General features: G+C 60.6%; 22 protein-coding genes. 13 read left to right on the top strand and 9 right to left on the bottom strand.

Annotation, left to right across the window (positions count from 1 at the left end; translation table 11 throughout):
* Window positions 1-24: 24 nt before the first annotated feature.
* Window positions 25-1,344: a Tol-Pal system beta propeller repeat protein TolB gene (gene tolB, locus CLU84_RS12620; protein ID WP_099737464.1), complete on the bottom strand. Its 1,320-nt coding sequence runs from the start codon at window positions 1,342-1,344 to the stop codon at window positions 25-27.
* A gap of 299 nt (window positions 1,345-1,643) precedes the next feature.
* On the opposite strand from tolB, the gene msbA reads away from it, so the two are divergent.
* Window positions 1,644-3,509 carry a lipid A export permease/ATP-binding protein MsbA gene (gene msbA / locus CLU84_RS12625; protein ID WP_369826845.1) on the top strand — a complete coding sequence of 622 codons (1,866 nt, stop codon included), beginning with the start codon at window positions 1,644-1,646 and terminating at the stop codon, window positions 3,507-3,509.
* 179 nt (window positions 3,510-3,688) lie between these two features.
* Here msbA and CLU84_RS12630 read toward each other — a convergent pair whose 3' ends face one another.
* From CLU84_RS12630 to mltG, 6 genes are all read right to left on the bottom strand, one after another.
* The gene (locus CLU84_RS12630) at window positions 3,689-4,423 is read right to left on the bottom strand and encodes an ankyrin repeat domain-containing protein (RefSeq protein ID WP_099737465.1); all 735 of its coding nucleotides are present in this window, start codon (window positions 4,421-4,423) and stop codon (window positions 3,689-3,691) included.
* Between the two features lie 27 nt (window positions 4,424-4,450).
* On the bottom strand, window positions 4,451-5,260 hold the full coding sequence (locus CLU84_RS12635) for a TatD family hydrolase (RefSeq protein ID WP_099737466.1): 810 nt from the start codon (window positions 5,258-5,260) through the stop codon (window positions 4,451-4,453).
* 136 nt (window positions 5,261-5,396) lie between these two features.
* Window positions 5,397-5,753, bottom strand: coding sequence for a PilZ domain-containing protein (locus CLU84_RS12640; protein ID WP_099737467.1), 357 nt, complete (start codon window positions 5,751-5,753; stop codon window positions 5,397-5,399).
* Between the two features lie 91 nt (window positions 5,754-5,844).
* Window positions 5,845-6,882, bottom strand: coding sequence for a DNA polymerase III subunit delta' (locus CLU84_RS12645; RefSeq protein WP_099737468.1), 1,038 nt, complete (start codon window positions 6,880-6,882; stop codon window positions 5,845-5,847).
* Window positions 6,879-7,568 carry a dTMP kinase gene (gene tmk, locus CLU84_RS12650; RefSeq protein ID WP_099737469.1) on the bottom strand — a complete coding sequence of 230 codons (690 nt, stop codon included), beginning with the start codon at window positions 7,566-7,568 and terminating at the stop codon, window positions 6,879-6,881. Before tmk ends, CLU84_RS12645 begins: the two co-directional genes overlap by 4 nt.
* 87 nt (window positions 7,569-7,655) lie before the next feature.
* Entirely contained in the window at window positions 7,656-8,648 is a 993-nt protein-coding gene (gene mltG / locus CLU84_RS12655) for an endolytic transglycosylase MltG (RefSeq protein WP_099737470.1), read from the bottom strand.
* Window positions 8,649-8,692: 44 nt separating this feature from the next.
* Here mltG and CLU84_RS12660 point away from each other — a divergent pair, with 44 nt between their 5' ends.
* The 4 genes from CLU84_RS12660 (at window position 8,693) to CLU84_RS12675 (ending at window position 12,441) form a co-directional block, all read left to right on the top strand.
* Window positions 8,693-9,649: a folate-binding protein YgfZ gene (locus CLU84_RS12660; protein ID WP_099737471.1), complete on the top strand. Its 957-nt coding sequence runs from the start codon at window positions 8,693-8,695 to the stop codon at window positions 9,647-9,649.
* A gap of 75 nt (window positions 9,650-9,724) precedes the next feature.
* A complete protein-coding gene (locus CLU84_RS12665) occupies window positions 9,725-11,215 on the top strand; it encodes a sensor histidine kinase (RefSeq protein ID WP_099737472.1) in 1,491 nt (496 codons plus the stop codon).
* Window positions 11,212-11,793: a response regulator transcription factor gene (locus tag CLU84_RS12670; RefSeq protein WP_099737473.1), complete on the top strand. Its 582-nt coding sequence runs from the start codon at window positions 11,212-11,214 to the stop codon at window positions 11,791-11,793. Before CLU84_RS12665 ends, CLU84_RS12670 begins: the two co-directional genes overlap by 4 nt.
* Window positions 11,794-11,925: 132 nt before the next feature.
* Window positions 11,926-12,441, top strand: coding sequence for a heme-binding protein (locus CLU84_RS12675; RefSeq protein ID WP_099737474.1), 516 nt, complete (start codon window positions 11,926-11,928; stop codon window positions 12,439-12,441).
* A gap of 245 nt (window positions 12,442-12,686) precedes the next feature.
* Here the strand turns inward: CLU84_RS12675 and CLU84_RS12680 are convergent, their stop codons facing one another.
* Together CLU84_RS12680 and CLU84_RS12685 are read right to left on the bottom strand one after the other, a co-directional pair.
* On the bottom strand, window positions 12,687-13,544 hold the full coding sequence (locus CLU84_RS12680) for a GNAT family N-acetyltransferase (protein WP_099737475.1): 858 nt from the start codon (window positions 13,542-13,544) through the stop codon (window positions 12,687-12,689).
* A gap of 20 nt (window positions 13,545-13,564) precedes the next feature.
* On the bottom strand, window positions 13,565-14,545 hold the full coding sequence (locus tag CLU84_RS12685; protein WP_099738008.1) for an alpha/beta hydrolase: 981 nt from the start codon (window positions 14,543-14,545) through the stop codon (window positions 13,565-13,567).
* A gap of 265 nt (window positions 14,546-14,810) precedes the next feature.
* Between CLU84_RS12685 and kdpF the strand changes: the two genes are divergently transcribed.
* The 8 genes from kdpF to CLU84_RS12725 all read left to right on the top strand — a co-directional run bounded on the left by kdpF (window position 14,811) and on the right by CLU84_RS12725 (window position 25,316).
* Window positions 14,811-14,906 carry a K(+)-transporting ATPase subunit F gene (gene kdpF / locus CLU84_RS12690; protein WP_099737476.1) on the top strand — a complete coding sequence of 32 codons (96 nt, stop codon included), beginning with the start codon at window positions 14,811-14,813 and terminating at the stop codon, window positions 14,904-14,906.
* A 114-nt stretch (window positions 14,907-15,020) separates the two neighbouring features.
* Window positions 15,021-16,727: a potassium-transporting ATPase subunit KdpA gene (gene kdpA, locus CLU84_RS12695; RefSeq protein ID WP_099737477.1), complete on the top strand. Its 1,707-nt coding sequence runs from the start codon at window positions 15,021-15,023 to the stop codon at window positions 16,725-16,727.
* 55 nt (window positions 16,728-16,782) lie between these two features.
* A complete protein-coding gene (gene kdpC / locus CLU84_RS12700) occupies window positions 16,783-17,469 on the top strand; it encodes a K(+)-transporting ATPase subunit C (protein ID WP_099737478.1) in 687 nt (228 codons plus the stop codon).
* Between the two features lie 3 nt (window positions 17,470-17,472).
* Complete coding sequence (gene kdpB / locus CLU84_RS12705) at window positions 17,473-19,557, top strand: potassium-transporting ATPase subunit KdpB (RefSeq protein WP_099737479.1); 2,085 nt, start codon at window positions 17,473-17,475, stop codon at window positions 19,555-19,557.
* 252 nt (window positions 19,558-19,809) lie between these two features.
* Entirely contained in the window at window positions 19,810-20,568 is a 759-nt protein-coding gene (locus CLU84_RS12710; RefSeq protein ID WP_233210037.1) for a TorF family putative porin, read from the top strand.
* A 50-nt stretch (window positions 20,569-20,618) separates the two neighbouring features.
* The gene (locus CLU84_RS12715; protein WP_233210038.1) at window positions 20,619-23,288 is read left to right on the top strand and encodes a sensor histidine kinase KdpD; all 2,670 of its coding nucleotides are present in this window, start codon (window positions 20,619-20,621) and stop codon (window positions 23,286-23,288) included.
* Window positions 23,289-23,294: 6 nt separating this feature from the next.
* Entirely contained in the window at window positions 23,295-24,005 is a 711-nt protein-coding gene (locus tag CLU84_RS12720) for a response regulator (protein ID WP_099737482.1), read from the top strand.
* Between the two features lie 174 nt (window positions 24,006-24,179).
* Complete coding sequence (locus CLU84_RS12725; RefSeq protein WP_099737483.1) at window positions 24,180-25,316, top strand: iron-containing alcohol dehydrogenase; 1,137 nt, start codon at window positions 24,180-24,182, stop codon at window positions 25,314-25,316.
* Window positions 25,317-25,387: the final 71 nt, after the last annotated feature.

Raw genomic sequence — 25,387 nt, forward strand, 5'->3', positions numbered from 1 at the left:
AATAAGGGGAACGAAAACTTCAGATCACTGCTTTTGGAACGGGCCCCAGTCGGGCTCACGTATATCTCCACCTGCCCCTGCCAGACGCGCCTTGATCTTGCCGTCCAGAGTCGTAGTCATGAGAGCTTCACGACCGCCCTGGATGGTGGCATACACAATCAGGCGACTATTAGGAGCAAAGCTTGGACTTTCATCCGCAATGGTGTCCGTGACGGAATTCACAGTGCCTGTAGCCAGGTCCATGACCTGCAGCTTGAAGCCACCGCCAACGCGAGAGACATAGGCCAGCCATTTGCCGTCAGGGCTGATGGCGGGCGAGATGTTGTAGGTGCCCGTAAAAGTCACGCGCTCGGCGCTGCCGCCAGAGGACGAAACTTTGTAAACCTGCGGCGCACCGCCACGGTCACTGACGAAATAGATGGTGCGACCATCACTTGAGAAGCAAGGCTCGGTATCAATACCGCTGCTTTGCATCAGGCGACGGGGCTCACCGCCCTGCGCACTGAGCAGATAAAGCTGAGAGCCACCATCACGACTCAGCGTCACGGCCAGACGGCTGCCATCAGGCGACCATGCCGGCGCGCTATTGGAGCCACGGAAGTTGGCCAGCAGACGGCGATGGCCGCTGGCCACGTCGTGCACATAGACCACAGGCTTGCGCGACTCAAACGACACATAGGCTAGTTGAGTGCCGTTTGGTGCCCATGCTGGCGAGATGATAGGCTCAGGGCTGGAGAGCGCGGACTGGGAGTTCTCACCATCCGCATCAGCAATCCACAGGCGGTAGTGCGCACCAGACTTGGTGACGTAAGCGATACGGGTGGAGAAAATACCTTTCTCGCCCGTGAGCTTTTCGTAGATGTAGTCGGCAATACGGTGTGCAACCAGGCGCAGATCGCCCGTAGTGACCGCAAAACCCTGACCACCCAGGTCCTGGCTCTTAACGACATCCCACAAGCGAAAGCGCACATCCCAGCGACCATCAGCCAGGCGGGTCACGCTCCCAGTCGCCAGAGAGTCTGCGCCCTTTTGGCGCCACTGCGCCACGTCGGGGCGCGATGTCTCATCAAGCGCCATGCCCGAGGCATCCACGCCGCGGAACTGGCCGCTGCGCTCCAGATCAGCCTGAATAATGGCGGAAATCTTCTGCGGGGCCGAGCCCTCTCCCTTGAATGGGGCAATTGCAATCGGCAACTGTGTCAGGCCCACGCCTGTTACCTCAACCCTGAACTGGGCCAACGCAGGAATGGCAGGTGTCGCAGCCAGCGTTGCCAGCATGGCTCTACGAGAAGCGCGCGGCCCTGCAGCCCAGGTTGTCAGGGATGGAAGTCGGTCAATAATCATTGGCAGCCATCTAAATTTCCGGAAGTGCCCGGTACAAACACAAGCTCGAATGTTACACACACTGACGGATTCCTGATGTAAGAACGTACTCAGTAGGGTGATCAAACGCAAGTGCCACAAAATAATCAGATCGGGAGCATGCCAGAGACTGCAACAGACTCTGGCAATACCCTCTGTGATTTTGCCGCAGGCTTGCGCTTTATATCCAAACAGGCATAGTTGGTTACAACTTCATCTAGAAATTCATCTATCGGGGTCAGCGCCAACTCCGAAAGCGCAAGCCCTAAAATTACGCGCTTATGCAAGCCACACCGCCCACACCGCCAAGCGAGGCCAACAAGACCACGCAGGCATCATCGCCAGCTCAACCTGCCACCGTCAACCCAGCCGACCTGCCCTTAATGCAGCGCCTGAAGCGGCTGACGCCTTATTTTTCAGGTCAGCGCTGGGCCTGGGGTCTGGCCATTCTGGCAACCCTGATCGGTGCGGCGACCGAGCCCGCCATGCCCGCCCTGCTCAAGCCCCTGCTCGACAGCGGCTTCACCCAGGGTTCACTTGATCTGTGGATGGTGCCCGTATTCCTGATTGGCCTGTTCGTCATTCGCGGTCTGGCGCAGTTTGCCGGCCAGTACGCACTGGCGCGCATCACCAACGACGGAATGCTGGCCCTGCGCAAAAAACTGTTTGAGCGCCTGCTGGCCGCCGATATGAGCCTGTTCTCGCGCCAGTCGGCCTCGGCCCTGTCCAACACCGTGGTCTACGAGGTGCAGACCGGTGCCCAACAACTGGTGCAGGCCATGATGAGCATCTCGCGCGACGGCTTTACGCTCATTGCCCTGCTCGGCTATCTGATCTATCTGAACTGGCAGCTCACGCTGATTGTGGCCTTCATGGTTCCTGGCGTGGCCTGGGTCATGAAGACGCTCTCACGCCGCCTGTACCGCATCACCAAGTCCAGCCAGACTGCGACTGACGAACTGGCCTATGTGGTGGAAGAAAACGTGCTCGCCCACCGCATGGTGCGCCTGCATGGTGCCCAGCAGTCACAGCAGTCGCGCTTTGGCGCGCTGAGCAGCCAGCTGCGCGGCCTCAACACCAAGGCCACGATTGCCTCTGCCGCCATGACACCGCTGACGCAAGTACTGGCCGCGATTGCGCTGTCCGTCATCCTCTGCATTGCCCTGTGGCAAAGCCGTCAAGGCGCAAGCACTGGCTCCACCGTGCAGGATGTGACCGTGGGCGGCTTTGCAGCCTTTATCTCGGCAATGCTGATGCTGATTGCCCCCATTCGCCGTATTGCCGATGTGGCCAACCCCATCACGCGCGGCGTGGCAGCGCTGGAGCGAGGCCTGTCCCTGCTGGAAGGCTCCAGCGATGAGCAAAGTGGCACTTTCAAGCCCACGGCCCCCGTCACTGGCACGCTGCAGTTGAGCGATGTGACCGTGCAGTTTGGACCAGACAAGGCCCCGGCACTGTCTCATCTGAACCTGAATGTAAAGGCTGGCGAAGTCGTGGCCCTGGTTGGCCCATCAGGTGCGGGCAAGACCACGCTGGTCAACTTGCTGCCGCGCTTTTTCTCGCCCACCAGCGGCCAGATCACGCTGGATGGCGTGCCACTGAGCGATTGGGATTTGAACGCGCTGCGCCAGCAGTTCGCCATGGTCAGCCAGGATGTTGTCATGCTCAACGACAGCGTGGCAGCCAACGTCGCACTGGGCACCGAGGTGGATGAAGCCCGCGTCTGGTCTGCGCTTGAAGCGGCAAACTTGGGCGACTTTGTACGCAGCCTGCCGCAAAGCCTGCACACCTTGGTCGGCCACAACGCCAGCCAGCTGTCTGGCGGCCAGCGCCAGCGCCTGGCCATTGCCCGCGCGTTGTACAAGAACGCGCCGATTCTGATTCTGGACGAAGCGACTTCGGCTCTGGACAACGAATCCGAGCGTCTGGTGCAAGAAGCCCTGAACCGCCTGATGCAGGGCCGCACCACACTGGTGATAGCACACCGCCTGTCCACCATCGAGCATGCCAACCGTGTGGTGGTGATGGAACGCGGCCAGATTGCAGAGCAAGGCACGCATGCCGAGCTGATTGCACTGGGCGGCCTGTACGCACGCCTGCATACGCAAGTGCGCAGCACCGCCACACCCGGCGAGGCGCAAATTTAATAGCATCTATCGCTGATAAATAAAGGGCTACAAGGCAAAAAACCTTGTAGCCCTTTGTATTTTTACGATCATCGCTCGCAATCTATCCGTAGCAATCACAGGGACACCAAGGAGACGCCGCCGCACAGCGAGGGTGCGTCCCCTAGGGGAAACGACAACGCGCCGCTCAGGGGTAGCCGTTACCAAGTGCCGCGTGAAGGCTGCGTGCGTCGCTCTTGCTTCAGAGCTTTGCCAAGGAGATCTGCCATGTACTGGCGATCTACCAGTTTGGCAAAGTCTGCCGCCGTCAAGTTGCGCTGATTACGCAGTGTGATGTCCGCCCCCTCCTCCAGCAGCAGCTTGACCACGGCCTCGCTGCTGTACTGGGCCGCCATCATCAGCGGCGTGGTTCCGTTGGGCGATGCGGCGTCGATATAAGCGTTTTCTTCCAGCAGCAGCTTGATGATGTCCAGCGTCTGCGGCGTATCGGCCGATGCCGCGTAGTGCAGCGGCGTCCAGCCTTCGCGGTTCACATCCGCGCCGCGCTTGATGAGTTCTTTGACCAGCTTGAGATGGCCTTTGAGGCAGGCCATCATCAGGGGGGTCTCATTTTGGCGAGAGGCCAGATTCACATTAATCTTGGGCGCTTTGAGCAGCACATCAAACACCTTGAGCGAGTCCTGGTGCAAAGCCGCCACCAAGCCGGGACGCCCACGCGAGTCCAGCGTATTGGCATCAAAGCCGCGAAAAATAAGGTTAACCATGGTGCTGGAGTTATCACTGACCAGCGCCCGCGAATAGTCCTCAAAATCGCTGGCCCAGCCCATGCTTGGCAGACCGGCAGCCCCCGCAACGGCCGCGCCCAGCCAGCGCAAGCTGTGGCGACGGTTCAATGGCGATGCGGTAGTGATGGTTGGGGCTGCGAACAGATTCATGCAGTGGCTCCAGAATTCACGGATGGCTTAGGGCTGGGTCACGCCCTTGAACAGGCGATCAAAGTTGACACTCGTGGCCTCGGCCACCTCTTCCACGGAAATACCGCGCACCTCGGCAATTTGCTTGGCCACAAACGGTACGTAGGAAGGATTATTCGTCTTGCCACGGTAAGGCATGGGCGCGAGGTAGGGGCTATCGGTTTCGATCAGCAACCGATCCAGCGGTACAAAAGCAGCCACATCGCGTAGATGCTGCGCATTTTTAAAGGTCACGATGCCCGACAGGGAGATGTAGTACCCCATATCCAGCCCGGCACGCGCCACTTCGGCGGTCTCGGTAAAGCAGTGAAAGACGCCGCCTGCCTGCGTTGCGCTATCAGCCTCACCGCACTCGCGCAAAATGGCCAGCGTGTCCGCAGAGCTGCTGCGGGTGTGAATGACCAGCGGTTTTTGCGTAATCTGCGCCGCACGGATATGGGTGCGAAAACGCTCGCGCTGCCACTCCAGGTCGGCAATCGTGCGGCCGCCCTTGCGGTCTTCCATACCGTAGTAATCAAGACCGGTCTCGCCAATCGCCACCACACGGGGTAGCGCGGCGCGATCGACCAGATCCTGCACACTGGGCTCAGTCATGTCTTCAGTATCGGGGTGCACGCCCACCGTGGCCCAGAAATTGTCATAGTCCAGCGCCAACTGGTGCACATCCGGAAACTCTTCCATCGTCGTGCAGATGCACAGCGCACGCGTGACCTTGGCAGCGGCCATCGCCTCGCGAATTTGCGCGAGATTGGCGCTCAGATCAGGATAGTTCAGGTGGCAATGCGAATCGGTAAACATAGAAAATCTCAGCCGCTGAGTTGCGGAACCGCGCCCTTCTCTCACTTCGCGGGAGGGAAACGGAAGCATCGCCAGGCGGCTTTTGCTTTGGCTACCCTAACTTGGGCAGCATCAGTTTGAAGGCTACGCGAGGTAGTTACAGAGTTTGCGTCGGTTTTTCAGAACCCAGTGAGGTACCGAGAATTTGCTCAATCTTGGCTTTGAGCTCAGCAGACTTGGCGTCTTTGGGAAACTGAAGACCGATGCCCTGAGTGCGGTTGCCAGAGGCTCGCTCGGGCGTAACCCAGGCTACGCGCCCGGCTACGGGGTAGCGCTGCGGGTCTTCAGGCAGCGTGAGCAGCACATAGACATCATCGCCCAGACGATAGTCTCGCTGTGTGGGTACAAAAATCCCCCCCTCGACGAACAAAGGAATATAGGCCGCATAGAGAGCGGCCTTCTCCTTGATCGCCAGCTGCATTACGCTGGGACGGGGGGCGGTAGTTGCGTTCATAGTGGGATTACAAAATTCTTGAAACGGCCGAGCGGCAGCACTTTATAGAGTAACACCCTGCAAAACATTCACCAAACCCGGAGGCTATGACTCAGCGTGCGGCTCTGGCCGATTTGCCTGAGGTCAATACATTGCGTGCCCGGGAGGCCAACGCCTCCATCATCAGCCCGGCATTAAAGGGGTGATCGGCCGTGCGCGCAGCCTGCACCAGCTCACGCGACCATTCGGTCAGCATCATCATGGACAAGGGCTTGCCCGGCAAATCCCCTGGTGAGAAGTAACGGGGGGTAGCTCCGCCAGCCAGCGCCATCAGGTCATGGCAGATTTTTTGCAGCGCTTCCACCGCATCCACAGGGCCAAAGACAGCCAGTGCCGCCACATCGCCCTTGGCCAGCTGGCGCGGCAACTGCGCCCAGGCTGCAGCACGGCCTGCATCACCCGCCATGCGAAGGGCATCGCCGGGGCGGCCGCCCGCAGCTTGCAGTGCAGCAGCGGCATCGGCTTCACTCATGCCTTGCGACTGCAGCCATTGCGCAGCTTCTGGCACGGCAGGCCAAGTCATGGTGTGGGCCAGGCAGCGGCTGCGAATAGTGGGTAGCAGCAGGTGCGATGCTTCGCTGGCCAGCACAAATCGGGCATCGCCTGGTGGCTCCTCCAGCGTCTTGAGCAAGGCATTGGCCGTGATGGCATTCATCTGCTCGGCCGGGTAGACCAGCACCGCCTTGCCACGACCGCGCGCGCTGGTGCGCTGGCAGAACTCCACAGCATCGCGCATGGCATCCACGCGGATTTCTTTGCTGGGCTTGCGCTTTTTGTCGTCAATATCGGCCTGCGCTTTTTCAGACAGCGGCCAGCCCAGCTCCATCATCTGCACCTCGGGCATGAGCACGCACAAATCTGCATGGGCACGCACGTCAATGGCGTGACAGCTGGCACATTGACCACAAGCGCCTTGCGCCGAAGGCTGTTCGCACAACCAGGCGCGCACCAAAGACAAGCCCAGTGCGTACTGCCCCAGGCCGGATGGTCCCTGCAGCAACCAAGCGTGGCCGCGCTGGGCCAGCAACTGGCTGCGCTGCACGGCAATCCACGGAGCTTCAGTGCCAGACTCGACAATCGGCTTGCTCATGCCTTGCTTTCCGCCGCGCTGCTCAGCCAGCCTTTGCCCACCACGGCCTGTGCGATCTGCTCCCACACCGCTTCACGGCTGGTGTTGGCATCTACGCGCACAAAGCGCTGCGGCGCTGCTTCGGCGCGCTGGGCATAGCCTTGGGCTACACGGGCAAAAAACTCGCCGGGCTGGGCTTCAAAACGATCGGGCACACGGGCTGTCGCCAGCCTCACAGCTGCCACTTCGGCAGGCAGGTCAAACCACAGTGTCATATCAGGCTCGCGCATGAAGTTTGATGCCAAACCGGCCTGAAGCGCAGTACCAGTCTGCGCCATGCGCTCCAGAACTGATAGCTGACTCCAGTCAAAACCCCGGCCTGCGCCCTGATAAGCAAAGGTGGCATCCGTAAAACGGTCGCTGATGACCACTTCGTCACGCGCCAGCGCGGGCTCGATGACCTGTACCAAATGATCGCGGCGCGCTGCAAAGGCAATCAGCGCCTCGGTCAGCGGGTCCATGGCGTCATGCAGCATCAGGGCGCGCAGCTTTTCAGCCAGCGGCGTGCCTCCGGGCTCACGCGTCAAAGTGACCACACGGCCCTGATCACGAAAGGCTTGCGCCAGACCGGCGATGTGCGAGGACTTACCCGCACCGTCAATGCCTTCAAAACTGATGAACAGACCCTTGGGTGAAGCTGTACTCACAGATATTTCCTCTAGCGCACCTCATGGTAGCGCCAGCTTGTTGATTCAAACGAGACGCAGGCATCACAAACCTGCTATCTTCAAAGATTACTGACCACGCTGGTAGCGGTTGACGGCCCTATTGTGCTCGTCCAGCGATGCGCTGAAGTGGCTGGTGCCGTCGCCCTTGGCCACAAAGTACAAGGCCTTGGTCTGGTCGGGCTGCACCGCCGCCATCAGCGCTGCCTTGCCGGGCATGGCAATGGGCGTGATGGGCAGGCCAGCGCGGGTATAGGTGTTCCACGGCGTATCTATCTGCAAGTCACGCTTGCGCAGATTGCCGTCAAAGCTCGCGCCCACGCCATAGATGACCGTGGGGTCGGTCTGCAGGCGCATGCCTATGCGCAGGCGGTTGGCGAAAACGCCGGCAATCAGCGCACGATCGGCTGCGCGGCCGGTTTCTTTTTCTACGATGCTGGCCAGAGTCAGCGCTTCATCGGCAGACTTGAGCGGCGTATTGGCCGCGCGCATGGCCCAAGCATCGGCCAAGCGTCTATCCATAGAATGCATTGCGCGGCGTAGCACCGCCATATCAGAGCTGCCCTTGGCGTAGGTATAGGTATCAGGGAAGAAGCGGCCCTCAGGCATCACGCCCACACGGCCAAGCGCTGTCATCACCGCTTCATCGCTGAGGCCGGCGCTATCTTGTTTGAGGAATTCTTCACGAGCCAGCGCAGCGCGCACCTGGCGCCAGTTCCAGCCCTCAACAATGGTCAACGCACGCAGGCTTTCTTCACCGCGCGCCAGCTTTTGCAGCAGCTCATAAGGCGTGAGGCCGGTGCTCAGCTCATAGTTACCAGCCTTGATGGCTCTATCCTTGCCCGAGAGACGAAACCACGCATACAGCAAGCGCGCATCGGTCTGCACACCGGCCTTGACCACGTTCTGAGCCACGCCACGCGGAGTGGTGCCGAGCTCGATCTCCAGCTCCAGATTGGGCGCTGTCAAGTTCAGTGGCTGGTTCAGCCACCACCACGCTCCGCCCGCAGCCAGGGCGGCCAAAAACAACAACAATATCAGTGCACGAATAAGGGCACGCACAGGCTCAATCCATAAAGACGCAGAGCGACGATCATAATTCAGCCATGACCCAGCCAAAGACGCTGCCCATGAACGGCATTACCCCCATTTCCCATCTTGGTGTGATCCGCGCCGTTGGCGCTGATGCAGCCAGCTTTCTGCACGGCCAGTTGAGCAATGACTTCGTGCTGCTCAAACAGGATCAGGCCCGGCTTGCCGCTTTTTGCACCGCCAAGGGCCGCATGCTGGCCAGTTTCATTGGCTTCAAGCGCAGCGCCGATGAGATTGTGTTGATTTGTGACCGCAGTCTGCTCGCTCCTACGCTCAAGCGCCTGTCCATGTTTGTGCTGCGCGCCCAGTGCAAGCTCAGCGACGCTACGTCAGACTTTGCGCTTTATGGCCTGACGGGCACTGCGGCGGCGCAATACCTGAGCATGGACTCAGCCCCCTGGGCACTCAAAGCCGAAGGCGAAGCCCATGTGCTGGCACTCTACCCCGCCGCAGGCAACCAGCGTGCGCTGTGGGTGGCACCAGCAGGTCAGGCCCCAGCAGGCGAGCTGCTGAGCGAAGACCTGTGGCTGTGGTCTGAAGTGCAAAGCGTGGTGGCCACGCTGTCCGCCCCTGTGGTCGATGCCTTTGTGCCCCAGATGCTCAATTACGAATCGCTGGGCGGCGTCAACTTCAAAAAAGGCTGCTACCCCGGCCAGGAAATTGTGGCCCGCAGCCAGTTCCGCGGCACACTCAAGCGCCGCGCCTATCTGGTGCATGCCGACAAGGCGCTGAGCGTGGGTCAGGAAGTCTTCACCGCCGAAGACCTGGAGCAAGCCACCGGCACCGTGGTGCAGGCTGCCGCTGCGCCTGAAGGCGGCTGGGCTGCCATCGTTTCCATGCAAATTGCATCGTCCACGCGGGACGACCTGTTTGCTCATGCAGCGCTGGCAGAAGACCAAAGCGCCGATGTGGCCCACGGCGTGGCGCTGCAGGTGCAGCCACTGCCTTATGAGTTGCTGGCAGACATCTAAGGTTTAAGCCAACTCCAAACCATGCCAAGGCCCAGCCTTGGCATTTTTTTTCCCGCTGCCACTACACTTTTACGCATGAGCATCACGTCACCAGACTCTCGCCGTCGCTGGCTGCTGGCACTGGCCTGGGCCTTGCTATGCGCACTGATGCTGGCTCTGCAATGGTGGCAGGCCCACGCCCAGCAGCAGCGCGAACAGTTCCAGCTGGCTCAGACTGTGCAGCGCCAGATGCTGGAGAAGGTAGCCCAGCACAAAGCCCATCTGACGGCGCTGACGGCAGTGGCACCACTGCAGGCCACCGAAGAGTCTTCTGCACTGAGCCGGGTCGCTCAGTCCATCAAGACCATCTACCCACGCATTCAGGAGATTCAGCTCGTCACCCCGGCCACAGGCAGTTGCCTGGTTCCGGCCGTGGCCCAAGCCGCTGCGCCGCTACAGGCTCGCGCGAGCACCAGCCTGCCCGACGAACAACATACGGGCGACTACCTGTTCATCAAAAAAGTAGCATCTCCCGCAGACTGGCTATGCGTTCGCATCCATTCCGCCCACTTGCTGGATGAACATACCCTGCCCGCCAACAGCGGCCTGCGCATCAGCCTCAATGGTCACACACTGCTGGATCCCCCTCCCCCACTGCAGCAAGCGCGGGTCTTTGGCCAGTTCACACTGGCCGGTTACGACCAGCCGCTTGAAGTGCAACTGCTCACCCGCCCCCAAAACCTGCTGAGCTGGAGCATGGTGCTGATCAGCGTTCTGGTCAGCACGCTTTTGGTGGGCGCGGCCAACCTGATCTGGAAAAGCCGCCAGCAAGCCAGACGCCACCAGCAACGCGCCCAGTTGCTGGCGAATGAGGCACAACTGGCCCATGCATCACGTGTCAACGGCATGGGCGAAATGGCATCTGGCATTGCCCATGAACTGGCCCAGCCCGTCACGGCCTTGCTAAGCCAGAGCCAAGCCGCCCTGCGCGCCCATGAGCTGGGCAAGCCCGAGCTGCTGGTCACCGCCCTGCAGGCCAATGTGCGCGAGGCAAGGCGCGCCGGCGCCATTCTGGAGCGCATGCGCGGCTATATCAGCAACGCGCCCAGTCAGCCCCAACGGCTGGATTTGCCTCAGGCCGTCAACCAGGCCCTGCTGCTGCTTGATGGCCCGACCCGCCAAGCCGGTATTGCACTGCGCTGGCAGGCACCGATGCAGCCCTGCTGGGTCTGGGCCGATCCGGTATCACTGGAGCAAGTGCTGAACAATCTGGTGCGCAACGCACTGGATGCGCTAAGCCATGCCGCCACACCCGATGCCCACGTTGAAATCACGCTGCGCATAGATGCCAAGCAGGCTCTGCTAATCGTGCAGGACAACGGCCCCGGCGTGGATGCGGCCACCGCCCAGCGCATGTTTGAGCCCTTCTTCACCACCAAGACCGATGGCATGGGGCTGGGCCTGCCGCTTTGCGCCACGCTGATGGAACGTATGGGCGGCAATCTGGAATATGTTCACAGCCCACGCGGTGCATGCTTTGTCATGCATTTGCCGCTGGCTTCTGACGAACTCACTGCACACCCATGATTTATTTGATCGATGACGACCCCTCGGTGCGCGAAGCCCTGAACTTGTTGCTGCAGACCTATGAGCTGCCCGTCACCTGCTTTGAGTCGCCTGCCGACTGCCTGGCTCATCTGGACCGCAGCCAGCCCGGCATTCTGATTACCGATCTGCGCATGCCCATGATGTCCGGCCTGCAATTACACGAGCAGTTGATGGCCCAGGGCGTGGACTGGCCCACGATCGTGATTACCGGCCACGGCGACCTGCACGCCTGCCGCCGCGCCTTCAAGGCCGGGGTGACCGATTTTCTGACAAAACCCATCGAAGAGCAGACCCTGCTGCAGGCCATTGAATCTGCGCAAACCCGCCTGAACCAGCAGGCTGAACGCAATGAAGCCCGCCAGAGCCTGCGCAGCCTGACCGAGCGCGAGCGCGAGGTGCTGGAGCTGATTACCAAAGGGCTGGGCAGCAAAGAAATTGCCGCCGCACTGGATATTTCAGTACGCACGGTAGATACGCACCGCGCCAAGCTGGCTGAAAAACTGGGCACAGGATCAGTGGCCGAGCAGACCCGGCTGCTGCTGACGGCTGCAACCTGAACCCCATCGCACTCCGTAGGATTACCGATAGCCATCCGTTGCTTTGCGAATGGGCGGCCAGGGCGGCAATCCCTAAAGTTCATTCATCGCTTGATCACCTCTGATCTGAGCCGATCCTCAAGGAGCTTTGACATGAACCAACGCCTGCTGAACACCGCCAAAACCGCCCTCTGCGCCCTCACCGTCACCGCCGCCATGGCTGGCGCGACTGCTGCAACGGCTGCCACCGCATCCACCCGCAGCATTGCCAGCGCTACCGCCGTGCAACTGGCCCAGCAGACCGTGGCCGCCTGCACTGCTGATGGCTATAACGTCACCGCCGCCGTGGTCGACCGTTCTGGCGTGCTGCTGAGCTTGGTGCGTGCCGATGCCGCTGGCCCCCACACCACGCAGGCCGCAACGTCCAAAGCTTTTACCTCGGCCTCGTCGCGCAACCCCACCAGTGGCATTGCCAAGGCCATTCAGTCCAACCCTGATGCAGCTGGCATGGCCAATATTCCGGGCTTTCTGGTGCTGGCTGGCGGCGTCCCCGTCAAGATTGGCAACGAGACCATTGGCGCCATTGGCGTAGCCGGTGCCCCCGGTGGTCATCTGGATGAAGCCTGCGCACAAAAGGCCATCACCTCCCTGAAAGACCAGCTGCAATAACCAGCGGCAATAAGCGGCAAGCCGGGAAATAGCCCACAAAAAAGCGGCCCCATCATTTACTGATGGGGCCGCTTTTTTTAGTTTGACCTCAAAACACACCGTAGCGATAAGCGACATAGGCCGCTGCGGCCACTCCGATCAGGCACAAGATTGTCATAACTCGGCTCATCGCTCACCTCAATTTTGAGTAGAAACAGGCTCTACCGCTTGCACCGCAGACGCAAACAGCTATCAATAACAAAGTATCAAAGCACTTGGCGCATGGTGATATGGGGAATGCCCGCCTCTTCATAGGGCTCACCCACCGGCGTAAAGCCTGCGCGCAGATAAAACTTCTCGGCATGACGCTGAGCGTGCAGCACGATTTCTTTGTCGCCACGGTCACGCGCAGAGGCGACCAGGCTATCGAGAACCATGCGGCCCCAGCGGCCACCACGCACGCTGCGGTCCACGGCCATGCGGCCAATGCGTGCCACGCCCGGTGCATCGCTGACCAGTCGGCCTGTGGCCACAGGCTGGTTCAAGCCGTTAAACAGCACCACATGGCGGGCCACAGGGTCAAACTCATCAATCTCGATCTCACGCGGCACGCCCTGCTCGCGCACAAATACGGCCAGGCGCAGGCGCTCGGCATCGCGCCCCAGATCGTTCCAGCTGCCGGATCGCAAAGTCACAACTTCCTGCCCCGCTTCATACGCGGTCAACAGGTCGCGCAGTGCCTGCGGCACGGGCTTGGGAGCCTGCGTGGCGGCATCGGCAAACACATAGACCAGCTCCACCGTGTTGAGCAGCTCCATGCCGCGGAAGATACCCGCCTCGAACTGCAGCGAGGTATTGCCCTGCTTGACGCAGCGAATGCCCACATCCAGCACATCGCCCAAGGTGGCAGAGCCGTGAAAGACCGTACCGGCCTTTTTCACAAACATCTCGCCGCCCAGCGATGCAAAACCCGTCTCGTAGGGAATGGCCAGCTGGCGCCAGTAGTTGCTGATGGCCACATCGGCGTACATCAGGTAATGGGCGTTGAAGACGATCTTCTGTGCATCCACCTCGGCCCAACGCACCTCAATACGGGTAAAGCTGCGGAAATCCTGTCGGTTCATATTGCTTTGTCTCTCTCGGTTTAATTCAGTCCAAATGCACTGCGCAAAGCCTGCGCCATATCCTGATGGGCTTGCCGCGCCTCGGCAATCACACGGCCCATCTTGATGAATTCATGGGTTACACCCTTGTAGATTTCAAGCTCTACCGGCACGCCAGCCATGCGCAGCATGTCGGCATATTCAACGCCCTCATCGACCAGCGGGTCGCACTCGGCCAAGCCTATCCATGCAGGTGCCACATCATCCACATCAGGGGCCAGCAGCGGCGCAAAGCGCCAGTCTTCTCTGTCCCTGGGGTTGGCAATGTATTGCGCAAAAAACCAGGTGATGGCGGGCTCTTCCAGGACCAGTCCATAGGCATAGCGGCGGTGTGAGTCCGTATCCTGGTGCGCAGTGGTTCCGGGGTAGATCAGCAATTGCAGCGCCAGCTTCAGGCCCGCATTGCGTGCCTCAATTGCACAAGCTGCAGACAAGGTCCCGCCCGCGCTGTCACCGCCCACGGCAATGCGACTGGCATCCGCACCCAGACCAGCGGCATGGGCAGGCAGCCACTGAAGCGCATCCCAGGCATCGTTATGGGCCACGGGAAATTGAAACTGGGGAGCCAGTCGGTAATCCAGCGACACCACCATGCAGCCCGCCAAATGCGCCAGCTGGCGGCAAAGCTGGTCATGCGTAGCCACGCTGCCCACGGTAAAACCGCCGCCATGCAGATACAGCAGCACGGGCAGGCCAACAGCAGGGGCTTCATCCCGCATCACCGGGGCATACAGACGTGCAGGCAGCAGTGCGCCATCGCGTGCAGGTATCTGTAAATCTTCTACACGCGGCAAGGCTTGCTTGGGGATTTCAAGCACGCCAGCGCCAGCCTCATAGGCCATTTTTGCGGCATCGGCTCCCAGTTGGTGCATGGGGGTTCGCGCGGCTCGCCCCATGCGGCGAAGCACATCGCGCATGGAGTTTGTCAGGCTGGCAGGTAAAGCCGCAAAAGAGTCAGGCATGTTCACGATGGATTTTGACAAAAACACAGGCAGGCATTGTGAGGTGCAGACCTCAGCGCTGCATGTCGCCAATTATTCCCCGTAAATCATGAACCGCAACGGGGCAGTAAATCACCACTCAACAGCCACCGCCGATCAATATCAAGGGCATCTTGATGCCGTCTTGATACCGCAGCTGCAAATCTCTACCCGCTCTTGACGGGTGAATTTCTACATTTCTTCCATCGCAACAGGGCGCAATGCAGCGCCTGCGGGAGGAAATGCAATGACATACGACTGGATCGCCACCTTGGCCGTGCTGGCAGCACTGGGCCTGTTTGCCTATTTGGGCTATGCGCTGCTGCGCCCCGAGAATTTTTAAGGGGCTGCCATGCAAGTGCTGCAAGACATCATTTTTGTGAGCCTCACCGTGGTCTGCTTTGTCGGGCTGCTGAGCTTTGTGCGCGCCCTCGCGCGTCTGTAAGGGAGCAAGATCATGTGGCTACCCTGGATCGAATTTGCCGCCGTGCTGACGGCGGTGACGCTGCTGACCATTCCCATGGGGAAATGGCTGGCACGTTGCTTTACAAGTGAGCACCACACGCTGCTGGAGCGGGTGAGCTACCGCATCATCGGCGTGAACCCGGCGCAGCGCATGGGCTGGCAAGCTTATGGCGGTGCACTGCTGATGAGCAATGCGCTGATGCTGCTGCTGGGCTATCTGGTGCTTAGGCTGCAAGGTTGGCTGCCGCTAAATCCGCTGGGTATTGCGGCGCAGACACCTGATCTGGCCTTCAACACTGCAGCCTCTTTCATCACCAATACCAACTGGCAGGCCTATGCGGGTGAAGCCAGTTTGACGAATGCCACGCAGATGGCAGCCATCACCTTTCTGATGTTTGCCGGCGCTACAACAGGTGTAGCAGCTGGTGCAGGTTTTGTGCGCGGTCTGGCACGCTCCAGCAGTCAGGATGTTGGTAACTACTGGGTGGACTATGTGCGCGTGTTCTGGCGCGTGTTACTGCCGCTGTCCTTTGTCATGGCGCTGGTCTATGTCTGGCAGGGCATTCCGCAAACGCTGAATACCCAGACCATTGCTACCACTCTTGAAGGTGCAAAGCAGCAGCTGATGCTGGGGCCGGTTGCCAGCCTGGAAAGCATCAAGCACCTGGGCACCAATGGGGGCGGCTTTTTCAGCATGAATGCGGCGCACCCGTTCGAGAACCCCACACCGCTGACGAATATGCTGCACATCCTGTCGATGCTGCTTATTCCTGCAGGTCTGACCTATGCCTTTGGCTCCATGCTGCTGCGCCGCAAGCAAGGCTGGGTGTTGTTTGGTGCCTGCATGGTGATGTTTGTCGGCTTTTTGAGTCTGGTGTTTGTGGCAGAGCAAAACGGCAGCCAGTTGCTGGCCCGCGCCGGTGCAGATCAGCAATACAGCCTGAGCCAGAGCGGCGGCAATATGGAGGGTAAAGAACTACGCTTTGGCATTGCCGATACCGCCCTGTTTGTCGCCACCACCACGGCAGCGACGACCGGCTCGGTCAACGCCATGCATGACTCGCTGACGCCTCTTGGAAGCATCACGCCGCTGGCGATGATGATGCTCAACTGCGTGTTTGGCGGCGATGGGGTGGGTCTGATCAACCTGATCCAGTACGCCATCCTCACGGTGTTTCTGGCCGGCATGATGATTGGCCGCACGCCAGAATTTTTGGGCAAGAAGATCGAGGTGCGCGAGATCAAGCTGGTCATGCTGTCGGTGCTGGCACACCCGGCTGTCATGCTGGGCCTTACGGCTCTGGCCGTTCTATGGCCCGATGCCACGGCCAGCCTCAACAACCGGGGTCCGCACGGCTTTAGTGAAATTCTGTATGCCTATGCCTCGGCCACAGCCAATAACGGATCGGCCTTTGCCGGGCTGAACGCCAACACACCCTTCTTCAACACCACGCTGGGCCTGGCCATGCTCGGCGGCCGCTATCTTACGCTGCTTCCTTTGCTGGCCGTAGCCGGCAGCCTCGCCGCCAAGGCCACTGTCCCTGCAGGGCCCGGCACCTTTCCCACGGCCACGCCGTTGTTCATGGGACTGCTGGTGTTTGTGGTGCTGGTGGTGGGTGGGCTCACCTTCTTGCCGTCGCTGGCCCTTGGCCCGGTGATTGAGCATTTGCAAATGCTGATCGGCCAACTCTACGCATAAGTATTTTTTTGCCAAAGACCTGCAGCTCACGTGCTCGCAGGTCAAGGAGCAAGTCATGACAACTACCAATCTCACACTTTCCAACACTGCCGTGAATGCGCAGCCCGTCCGCTGGCCCCTGCTGCTAGGCAGCAGCCTGCGCGCAGCCGTTCTGGTTATGCTGGTGGGCGGCATTGCCTACCCCTTGCTAGTCACCGGTATTGCACAAACGGTACTACCCCAAGTGGCCAATGGCAGTCTGCTCGAGCGCAACGGCCAAGTTATTGGCTCGGCACTGATTGGCCAATCTTTCGCGGGTGCGGGTTACTTTCACAGCCGCCCCAGCGCCACCACAGCGCCTGACCCTGATAAGGAAGGCAGCAGCATTGCCGCGCCCTATAACGCCGGGCTGTCTGCAGCCAGCAATCAAGGGGCTACTCACCAGGGCCTGATGGACAGCGTGAGCGAACGCGTGGCGAAGTACCGGACTGATAACCGCCTGGGGACCAGTGCAATGGTGCCGGTGGATGCCGTTACGGCATCCGCATCGGGGCTGGATCCACATATCTCATTGGCCAATGCCCAGCTGCAATTACCTCGTGTGGCGCAGACCCGCGGTCTGCCGCTAGAGCAAGTCCAACCGCTGCTGCAGCAAGCTACTCAGCAGCGCACGCTGGGTGTGCTGGGTGAGCCGCGCGTGAACGTGCTGCAGCTCAATCTGGCGCTGGATGCACTGCAACCCGCTGCCAAGGCTAAGGAGTAAGTCATGAGACATACAACAAACAAATCACCACTGTTCAGTGCGGCACTGGTGCGTACATCACTATGGGATGCGCTGCGCAAGCTGTCGCCGCGCACGCAATGGGCCAACCCGGTCATGTTTGTCGTCTACCTGGGTGCCATTTTGACCACCCTGCTGTGGATGCAGGCACTCAATGATCCCGCATCTACCGATGCAGGCTTTACGCTGGCCATTGCACTGTGGCTGTGGTTCACACTGCTGTTTGCCAACTTTGCCGAAGCTCTGGCCGAAGGCCGCAGCCGCGCCCAGGCCGCCAGTCTGCGCGGCATGAAGCGCGATACCGTGGCCAAGGTGCTGCAACAACCTCGATACGACAGCAGCTGGCTTCCCATGCGCGCCAGCGAGTTGCGCAAGGGCGTGACCTTGCTGGTCGAAGCGGGTGATGTCATTGCACTGGACGGTACGGTCATTGAAGGCGTTGCCTCAGTGGACGAAAGCGCCATCACGGGTGAATCAGCCCCTGTGATTCGCGAAGCTGGGGGCGATTTTTCGTCGGTCACCGGTGGCACTCGCGTGCTGTCTGACTGGCTGGTGGTTGAAGTCACCGTCAACCCCGGTGAATCGTTTTTGGACCGAATGATCTCCATGGTCGAATCGGCCAAGCGCCAGAAAACACCCAACGAGCTGGCGCTGACGATTTTGCTGGTCGGCCTGACACTGGTATTCCTGCTCGTCATCGTCACGCTGTGGCCGTTCTCCACCTTCGCCGTGGCGCAAGCAGGAGCCGGAAACGTGGTGAGCATCACGGTGTTGATTGCGCTGCTGGTCTGCCTGATTCCCACCACCATCGGCGGCCTGCTATCGGCCATTGGCGTGGCGGGCATGAGCCGCATGATGCAGGCCAATGTGATCGCAACCTCGGGCCGCGCAGTGGAAGCAGCCGGTGACGTGGACGTGCTGCTGCTGGACAAGACCGGCACCATCACTCTGGGCAACCGTCAGGCCAGCGAGTTCTTTGCGGCCCCCGGCGTGAGCATGCAGCTGCTGGCCGAAGCGGCACAACTGGCATCGCTGGCCGACGAAACCCCAGAAGGCCGCAGCATCGTGGCGCTGGCGCGTGAACACTACGGCCAGCCAGAGCGCAGCGTGGCCGATATTCAAACGGGCCAACCGGTGGAGTTTGTCCCCTTTACCGCCCAGACCCGCATGAGCGGTATCGATATAGGCCCGCGTAACCTGCGCAAGGGTGCAGCCGATGCAGTGCGCCGCCATCTGGAAGCACTGGGCGGCCAGTTCCCCGGCCAGGTACAGCTGGCGGTGGACAATGTTTCGCGCAAAGGCAGCACGCCGCTGGTGGTAGCCGATGGTGCCAAGGTACTGGGCGTGATCGAGCTCAAAGACATCGTCAAGCCCGGCATGAAAGAGCGCTTTGCCGAGCTGCGCCGCATGGGCATCCAGACCATCATGGTGACCGGCGACAATCCGCTCACCGCCGCCGCCATCGCGGCCGAGGCAGGTGTGGATGACTATCTGGCCGAAGCCCGGCCCGAGGACAAGCTGCAGCTGATTCGCAGCCACCAAGCTGCAGGCCGTCTGGTAGCCATGACGGGTGACGGCACCAACGATGCCCCTGCGCTGGCTCAGGCCGATGTGGCCGTGGCCATGAACAGCGGCACGCAGGCCGCCAAAGAGGCGGGCAATATGGTGGACTTGGACAGCAACCCAACCAAGCTGATCGAGGTGGTGGAAACCGGCAAGCAGATGCTGATGACGCGGGGCGCACTGACCACCTTCAGCATTGCCAACGATGTTGCCAAGTATTTCGCCATCATTCCTGCCGCTTTTGTGGGCACCTATCCGCAACTGGCTTCACTCAATGTGATGCAGCTGCACAGCTCAGACTCGGCCATTTTGAGTGCGGTGATCTTCAACGCGCTGATCATCATCGCCCTGGTGCCTTTGGCCTTGCGCGGTGTGTCCTACCGCGCCGTGGGCGCTGCCGTGCTGCTGCGCCGCAATCTGCTGATCTATGGACTGGGCGGACTGATCGTGCCATTTGTCGGCATCAAGCTCATCGACATGCTACTGGCCGCGCTGGGTCTGGTTTAAGCACCGCACCGCTCTCATCTTTCTCCGTTAATCAATACGTCTTGCCTGCCCTGGGCCTGTGGCCCGGGGTGAAAAAGTTTTGTCTGTCGATCATTCATCATGTACGCCTTATCTCTCAAAACACCTCCAACCTGCTTATCCTGCGCTGTAGCGATGGTGGCGCTGGGTGTCTTATTTTTTGTATCCAACAAGGCGCAAGCCCAAGATTTTCAGGCGCAGTCAGCTATAGCTTCTGTAGTCCCTGGGTCGTCTGTGGAGTCTGATCTGCCTGTTGCAGCAACTTCTCCGTTCGCCCTCAGCGGCAGCCTGAGTCTGCTGACCGATTACCGCTTTCGCGGTATTTCGCAAACCTGGCGGGGCGCTGCATTGCAAGGCGGAGTCGAGCTGGCCATGCCTCATGGCTGGTACCTGGGAACCTGGCTATCCAATGTCTCCAGCAACAGCTACCCCCAAGGGCAGAGTCTGGAGCATGATCTCTATGGTGGCTGGCGTGGTGATGTGTGGCCGGACTGGAAGCTAGATGCCGGCCTGCTGCACTATCGCTACCCTGGTGCTCGCCTGAATGCCGATAGTGGAAGCACCAAGCGCTTTGATACCACCGAGGCTTATCTGGGTGCCACGCATGGCGGCTTCAATGTCAAATGGTCGCTGGCACTGACGCCGTACTTCGGTCTGCGCGAGAGCACAGCCGGCTCTGCCTTTGCGACGGCATTGACGCCTGCAGGCAGCAGCCGCGGCAGCCAGTACCTGGATCTGAACTACCAGCACCCGCTGGGCGACTGGGCCACGCTGGGCCTGCATGCGGGCTATACCCATGTGCGCAACTACAGCGAGGTTTCGTATGCCGACTGGCGCGTCTCTCTGGCCAAGACCTGGGGCGCATGGACGGCCTCTGCTGCCTGGGTGGGAACATCGGCCGATGCCCGCTACTACAGCGCAGTCAACAACCAGGGACAGATACGCAGCCTGGAGCGCAGCGGCCTGGTTCTGGCCCTGAGCGCCGCATTCTGATGCTGCAAGAGTGATACGCTGATACCCCAATGCCAAGCAATAACGCTCCCATGGCCCCGCGCCCTGACCCCGATGCACTGGTTGCCCAGCTGCAGGCCGAGCAGCAGCAGGCGCAGCGGGGCAAGCTGCGTATTTACTTTGGCTCCAACGCCGGGGTAGGCAAGACCTGGGCCATGCTGGCCGCTGCCCAGCGGGAACGCCAGTCAGGCCGCCGCATGCTGGTGGGATTGGTTGAAACCCATGACCGAGCCGAGACCGAACAACAACTGCACGGCATGGATCAACTGCCGCGCCGTGCAGTTGTCTATCAAGGCCGGCAGCTCACCGAGTTCGACCTGGATGCCGCGCTGGCGGCTCACCCTGATGTGCTGCTGCTGGACGAGCTGGCGCACAGCAATGTAGCCGGGTCACGCCACCCCAAGCGCTGGCAGGATGTACTGGAGTTGCTGGACGCAGGCATTGAGGTCTGGACGACGATGAATGTGCAGCACCTGGAAAGCCTGAACGATGTGGTGAGCGGCATCGTCGGCATACAGGTGCACGAAACCGTGCCAGACCATATCTTTGATGATGCCAATGAAGTCATCGTGGTTGACATCCCACCGGAAGAGCTGCTCAAGCGCCTGAAGGCAGGCAAGGTCTACCCGCTGGAGCAGGCCGAGCGCGCTTCGCGCAACTTCTTTCGGCTGGGCAATCTGCTGGCCCTTCGCGAGTTGGCTTTGCGCCGCACGGCCGACCGCGTCGACGAGGACATGCGTGACTACCGGCGCGAGCGTGCCATTGGCGATGTCTGGCCCGCCCGCGAGCGGCTGATGGTGGGTATTGGCGGCCGTGCGGGCGACGATGCCCTGGTACGCCAGGTGGCACGACTGGCACGAAGACTGGAGGCCGAATGGCTGGTGGTCTATGTGGATGCGCCCGAGCGCCAGCATCGCCCAAAGCATGTACAGGCATCCATGCTCAAAACACTGGCACTGGCCGCCCGTTTGGGGGCGGACACAGCCACCATTCCCGGTGCTGACGTGGCGCAGGCGCTGGTGGGCTTTGCCCGCGAGCGCAATGCCAGCCACCTGGTGCTGGCCCGTATGGCCCGCACCGGCTGGAAGTGGTGGAGCCGTAGCTTGCCCGAGCAAATCACGCGTTTAGACCCAGGGCTGGATGTACTGGTGCTGTCCGTTCCACTCAATAAAAAAGAGAGCACCCTGCGCCCGCCGGTAGAGCGCCAGCGGCCTGTGGCATGGAAAGGCTACTTGGGCGTCACTCTGGCCTGCTTTGCGGCTGCTGGCCTGGCTGAATTGCTGCTGCAGGTGTTTGCCCCCGCCAATGTAGTCATGCTGTTTTTGCTGGTGGTGGTGCTGTCGGCCCTGCGCTGGGGACGCGGACCCGGCGCATGGGCAGCGCTGCTGTCCGTGCTGCTGTTTGACTTTTACTTTGTGCCGCCGCTCAACTCTTTTAGCGTCAACGACACACAATACGTATTTACTTTTTTCCTGATGCTTGGCGTGGCACTGATCTGCGGCCAGCTCATGGCCAGACTGCGGCATGAAGCCCGTGTGGCCGCAGAGCGCGAACGCCGCGCCGGTGCGCTGGCCCGGCTGGCGCGTGATCTGTCCGGTGCTCTCACGCAGGCGCAGGTGGCAAACATTGCACTGACCACAATGTCAGGCGTTTTCGATGCACAGACTGCGCTGCTGCTACCCGATGCAGAGGAGCAGCTCCATATACAAACTGACAGCGATGCGCCGGTGGATGCCAGCATTGCCCGCTGGGCCATGGAACACGGCCAGATGGCCGGGCAAGGCACAGACACGCTGGCTGCAGCGCCCGCTTTGTATGTGCCGCTGATGGCTCCCGTGCGCTCGCGCGGGGTACTGGTCTTGCTGCTACGCACACCTCAGCGACTGAATGTGCCTGAAGAGCATCGCCTGCTGGACGCCTGCGCCAGCCAGATAGCTTTAGCGCTAGAGCGCGTGCACTTTGTCGAAGTAGCACAGCAAACCCAAGTTGCCATGGAAGGCGAGCGCATGCGCAACACACTGCTGTCTGCCGTTTCTCATGACCTGCGCACCCCGTTGACCAGTATTCTGGGGGCCGCCCAAACGGCCTTGCCTCATGCGCCGCCGGGTCTGCTGGCTGATATGTTGGGACAAATCCACAATCAAGCCCAATCCCTGCAGCAACTGGTAGACAACCTGCTGGCTATGGCCCGCCTGCAACAAGGGGGCGTGCACCTTCAACGTGACTGGATCCCGGTGGATGAGCTGGTGGGTAGCGCACTGGCGCAAATGCGTGAGCGGCTGGCCCAGCACCCCGTACGCACCGCATTGCCTGCAGACTTGCCACTGCTGCAAGTCGATGCCGTGCTGATGGAGCGCGTGCTGGTCAATCTGCTGGACAATGCCGTCAAATACACGCCCGCAGGCACCCCAATTACGATCAGCGCGCAGTTGGACGGCAGCAACTGCTTGGTGGTTATGCAAGATGATGGCCCCGGACTGCCACCACACATGCCCGCCGATCAGTTGTTTGCCCCTTTTACGCGTGGCGTGACGGAATCTTCCATCTCGGGAATGGGACTTGGCCTGGCACTGGCACAGCGCATTGTTCAAGCCCACGGCGGCCGCCTTACCGCAAGTGCCGCCAGCCCCGCAGCCGATGTGCCCGGCACGGCTTTCACCATCTGCCTGCCTGTGCTGCCCCAGCCTCGCCTTGATGAATAATTTCGCATGAACTCCGCCAGCCCCCGCATTCTATTGATTGAAGACGATGCCAGCATCCGCCGCTTTGTGCGGCTGGCGCTGGAAGACGAAGGCTGGCAAGTCTTTGAAGCCGAGACCGCCAAACGTGGTCTGATTGAAGCGGCCAGCCGCCAGCCTGATGCCGTGGTGCTGGATCTGGGTCTGCCCGACGCCGATGGCAAGACCGTCATCAGTGAGCTGCGCAGCTGGAGTCAGTTGCCGATTCTGGTGCTCTCGGCGCGCGATCATGAGGATGAAAAAGTGGCCGCGCTGGATGTGGGTGCCGATGACTACCTGAGCAAACCCTTTGGCGTGCCTGAGCTACTGGCCCGCCTGCGCGTCATGCTGCGCCGCCGCCAGCAGGCCCCCGCCCAGCAGCCCAGCAGCGAGGTGCAGTTTGGCGATGTGCACGTCAACCTCCCCACGCATGAAGTGCGCAAGGCAGGTGCGCCCATACACCTGACCCCCATCGAGTTTCGCCTGCTCGCCGCGCTGATCGCCGGGCAAGGCCGCGTGCTGACCCATCGCCAGCTGCTGCTGCAAGTCTGGGGGCCAGAGTATCTGGATCGCCCCCACTATCTGCGGGTACACATGGCCAATCTGCGGCAAAAAGTGGAGAACGATGCAGCGCAGCCCGCGCACCTGATGACCGAGTTGCAAGTGGGCTATCGCCTGATTCTTGATCCAATACATCATTAAGCTGCACAGCCTGAGTATGTAGAGACGCTTTTTTGCGTTCCCGCTGCCATGACCCACACAGCTCATGTCCCCCGCGCGACGATTTAGACATGATCCTCAGGGTTTGCGTTCTTGGCCCTGAGCCTGAGGACTTCTAGATTGTTCTGATCTCTGTTTCGACCGAATAAGCAAACCATGGCTTTTATCAACTACGTCACCCAGATCCAGTTTGATTTTGGCGCCATACAGCTGCTGCGCGCTGAGTGCGAACGCGTGGGCATCAACAAACCACTGATCGTGACCGACCCCGGCGTCAAAGCTGCAGGCATTTTGCAAAAAGCGGTGGATGCGCTGAGCTGCCTGCCCCATGCGGTGTTTGACCAGACACCTTCCAACCCCACTGAAGCGGCTGTGCGCGCAGCGGCTGAAATCTACAAGACCCAGCGCTGCGATGGGCTGATTGCCGTGGGCGGTGGCAGCGCCATTGATTGCGCCAAGGGCGTGGCCATTGCCGCCACGCATGAAGGGCCCTTGTCGCACTACTCCACGATAGAGGGTGGCTCGCCACGTATCACCGAACAAGTGGCACCGCTGATTGCCGTGCCCACGACCAGCGGCACGGGCAGCGAAGTGGCACGCGGTGCCATTTTGATCGTAGATGACCACCGTAAGCTGGGCTTTCACAGCTGGCATCTGGTGCCCAAAACTGCCATCTGCGACCCTGAACTGACCTTTGGCCTGCCCCCCATGCTGACAGCCGCCACGGGCATGGATGCGATTGCCCATTGCATGGAAACCTTTATGGCCGCCGCCTTCAACCCACCTGCGGATGGCATTGCGCTTGATGGCTTGACACGCGGCTGGGCGCATATCGAACGCGCTACCCGCAATGGGCAAGATGCAGAAGCCCGCCGCCAGCTGATGAGCGCCAGCATGCAAGGTGCAATGGCATTCCAGAAAGGCCTGGGCTGCGTACACAGCCTGAGCCACAGTCTGGGCGGTGTGAACCCGCGCCTGCACCACGGCACGCTCAACGCCATGTTTTTACCGGCCGTTGTGCGCTTCAATGCTAGCTCCGAAAGCGTGCAGCGCGAAGATCGCCTGAACCGCATGGCCCATGCAATGAACCTGAGCAGCGGCAGCGACATTCCCGATGCGATTCGCGAGATGAATGCCCGACTGGGCCTGCCCACCGGCCTTACCGCCATGGGCGTGGAAAGCGCGCAGTTTGAAGCCATCATCAGCGGCGCGCTCAAGGATCATTGCCATGCCACAAACCCGCGCCTGGCTACCGTTCAGGACTACGAGCAGATGCTGAGCACATCACTCTGATACGACACTGAAGTCTGCCCGCCAAAACAACACCGCCCTCCGCACCAATATGCGGAGGGCGGTGTTGCATC

Source organism: Comamonas sp. 26, assembly GCF_002754475.1.
Classification (GTDB): Bacteria; Pseudomonadota; Gammaproteobacteria; order Burkholderiales; family Burkholderiaceae_C; genus Comamonas.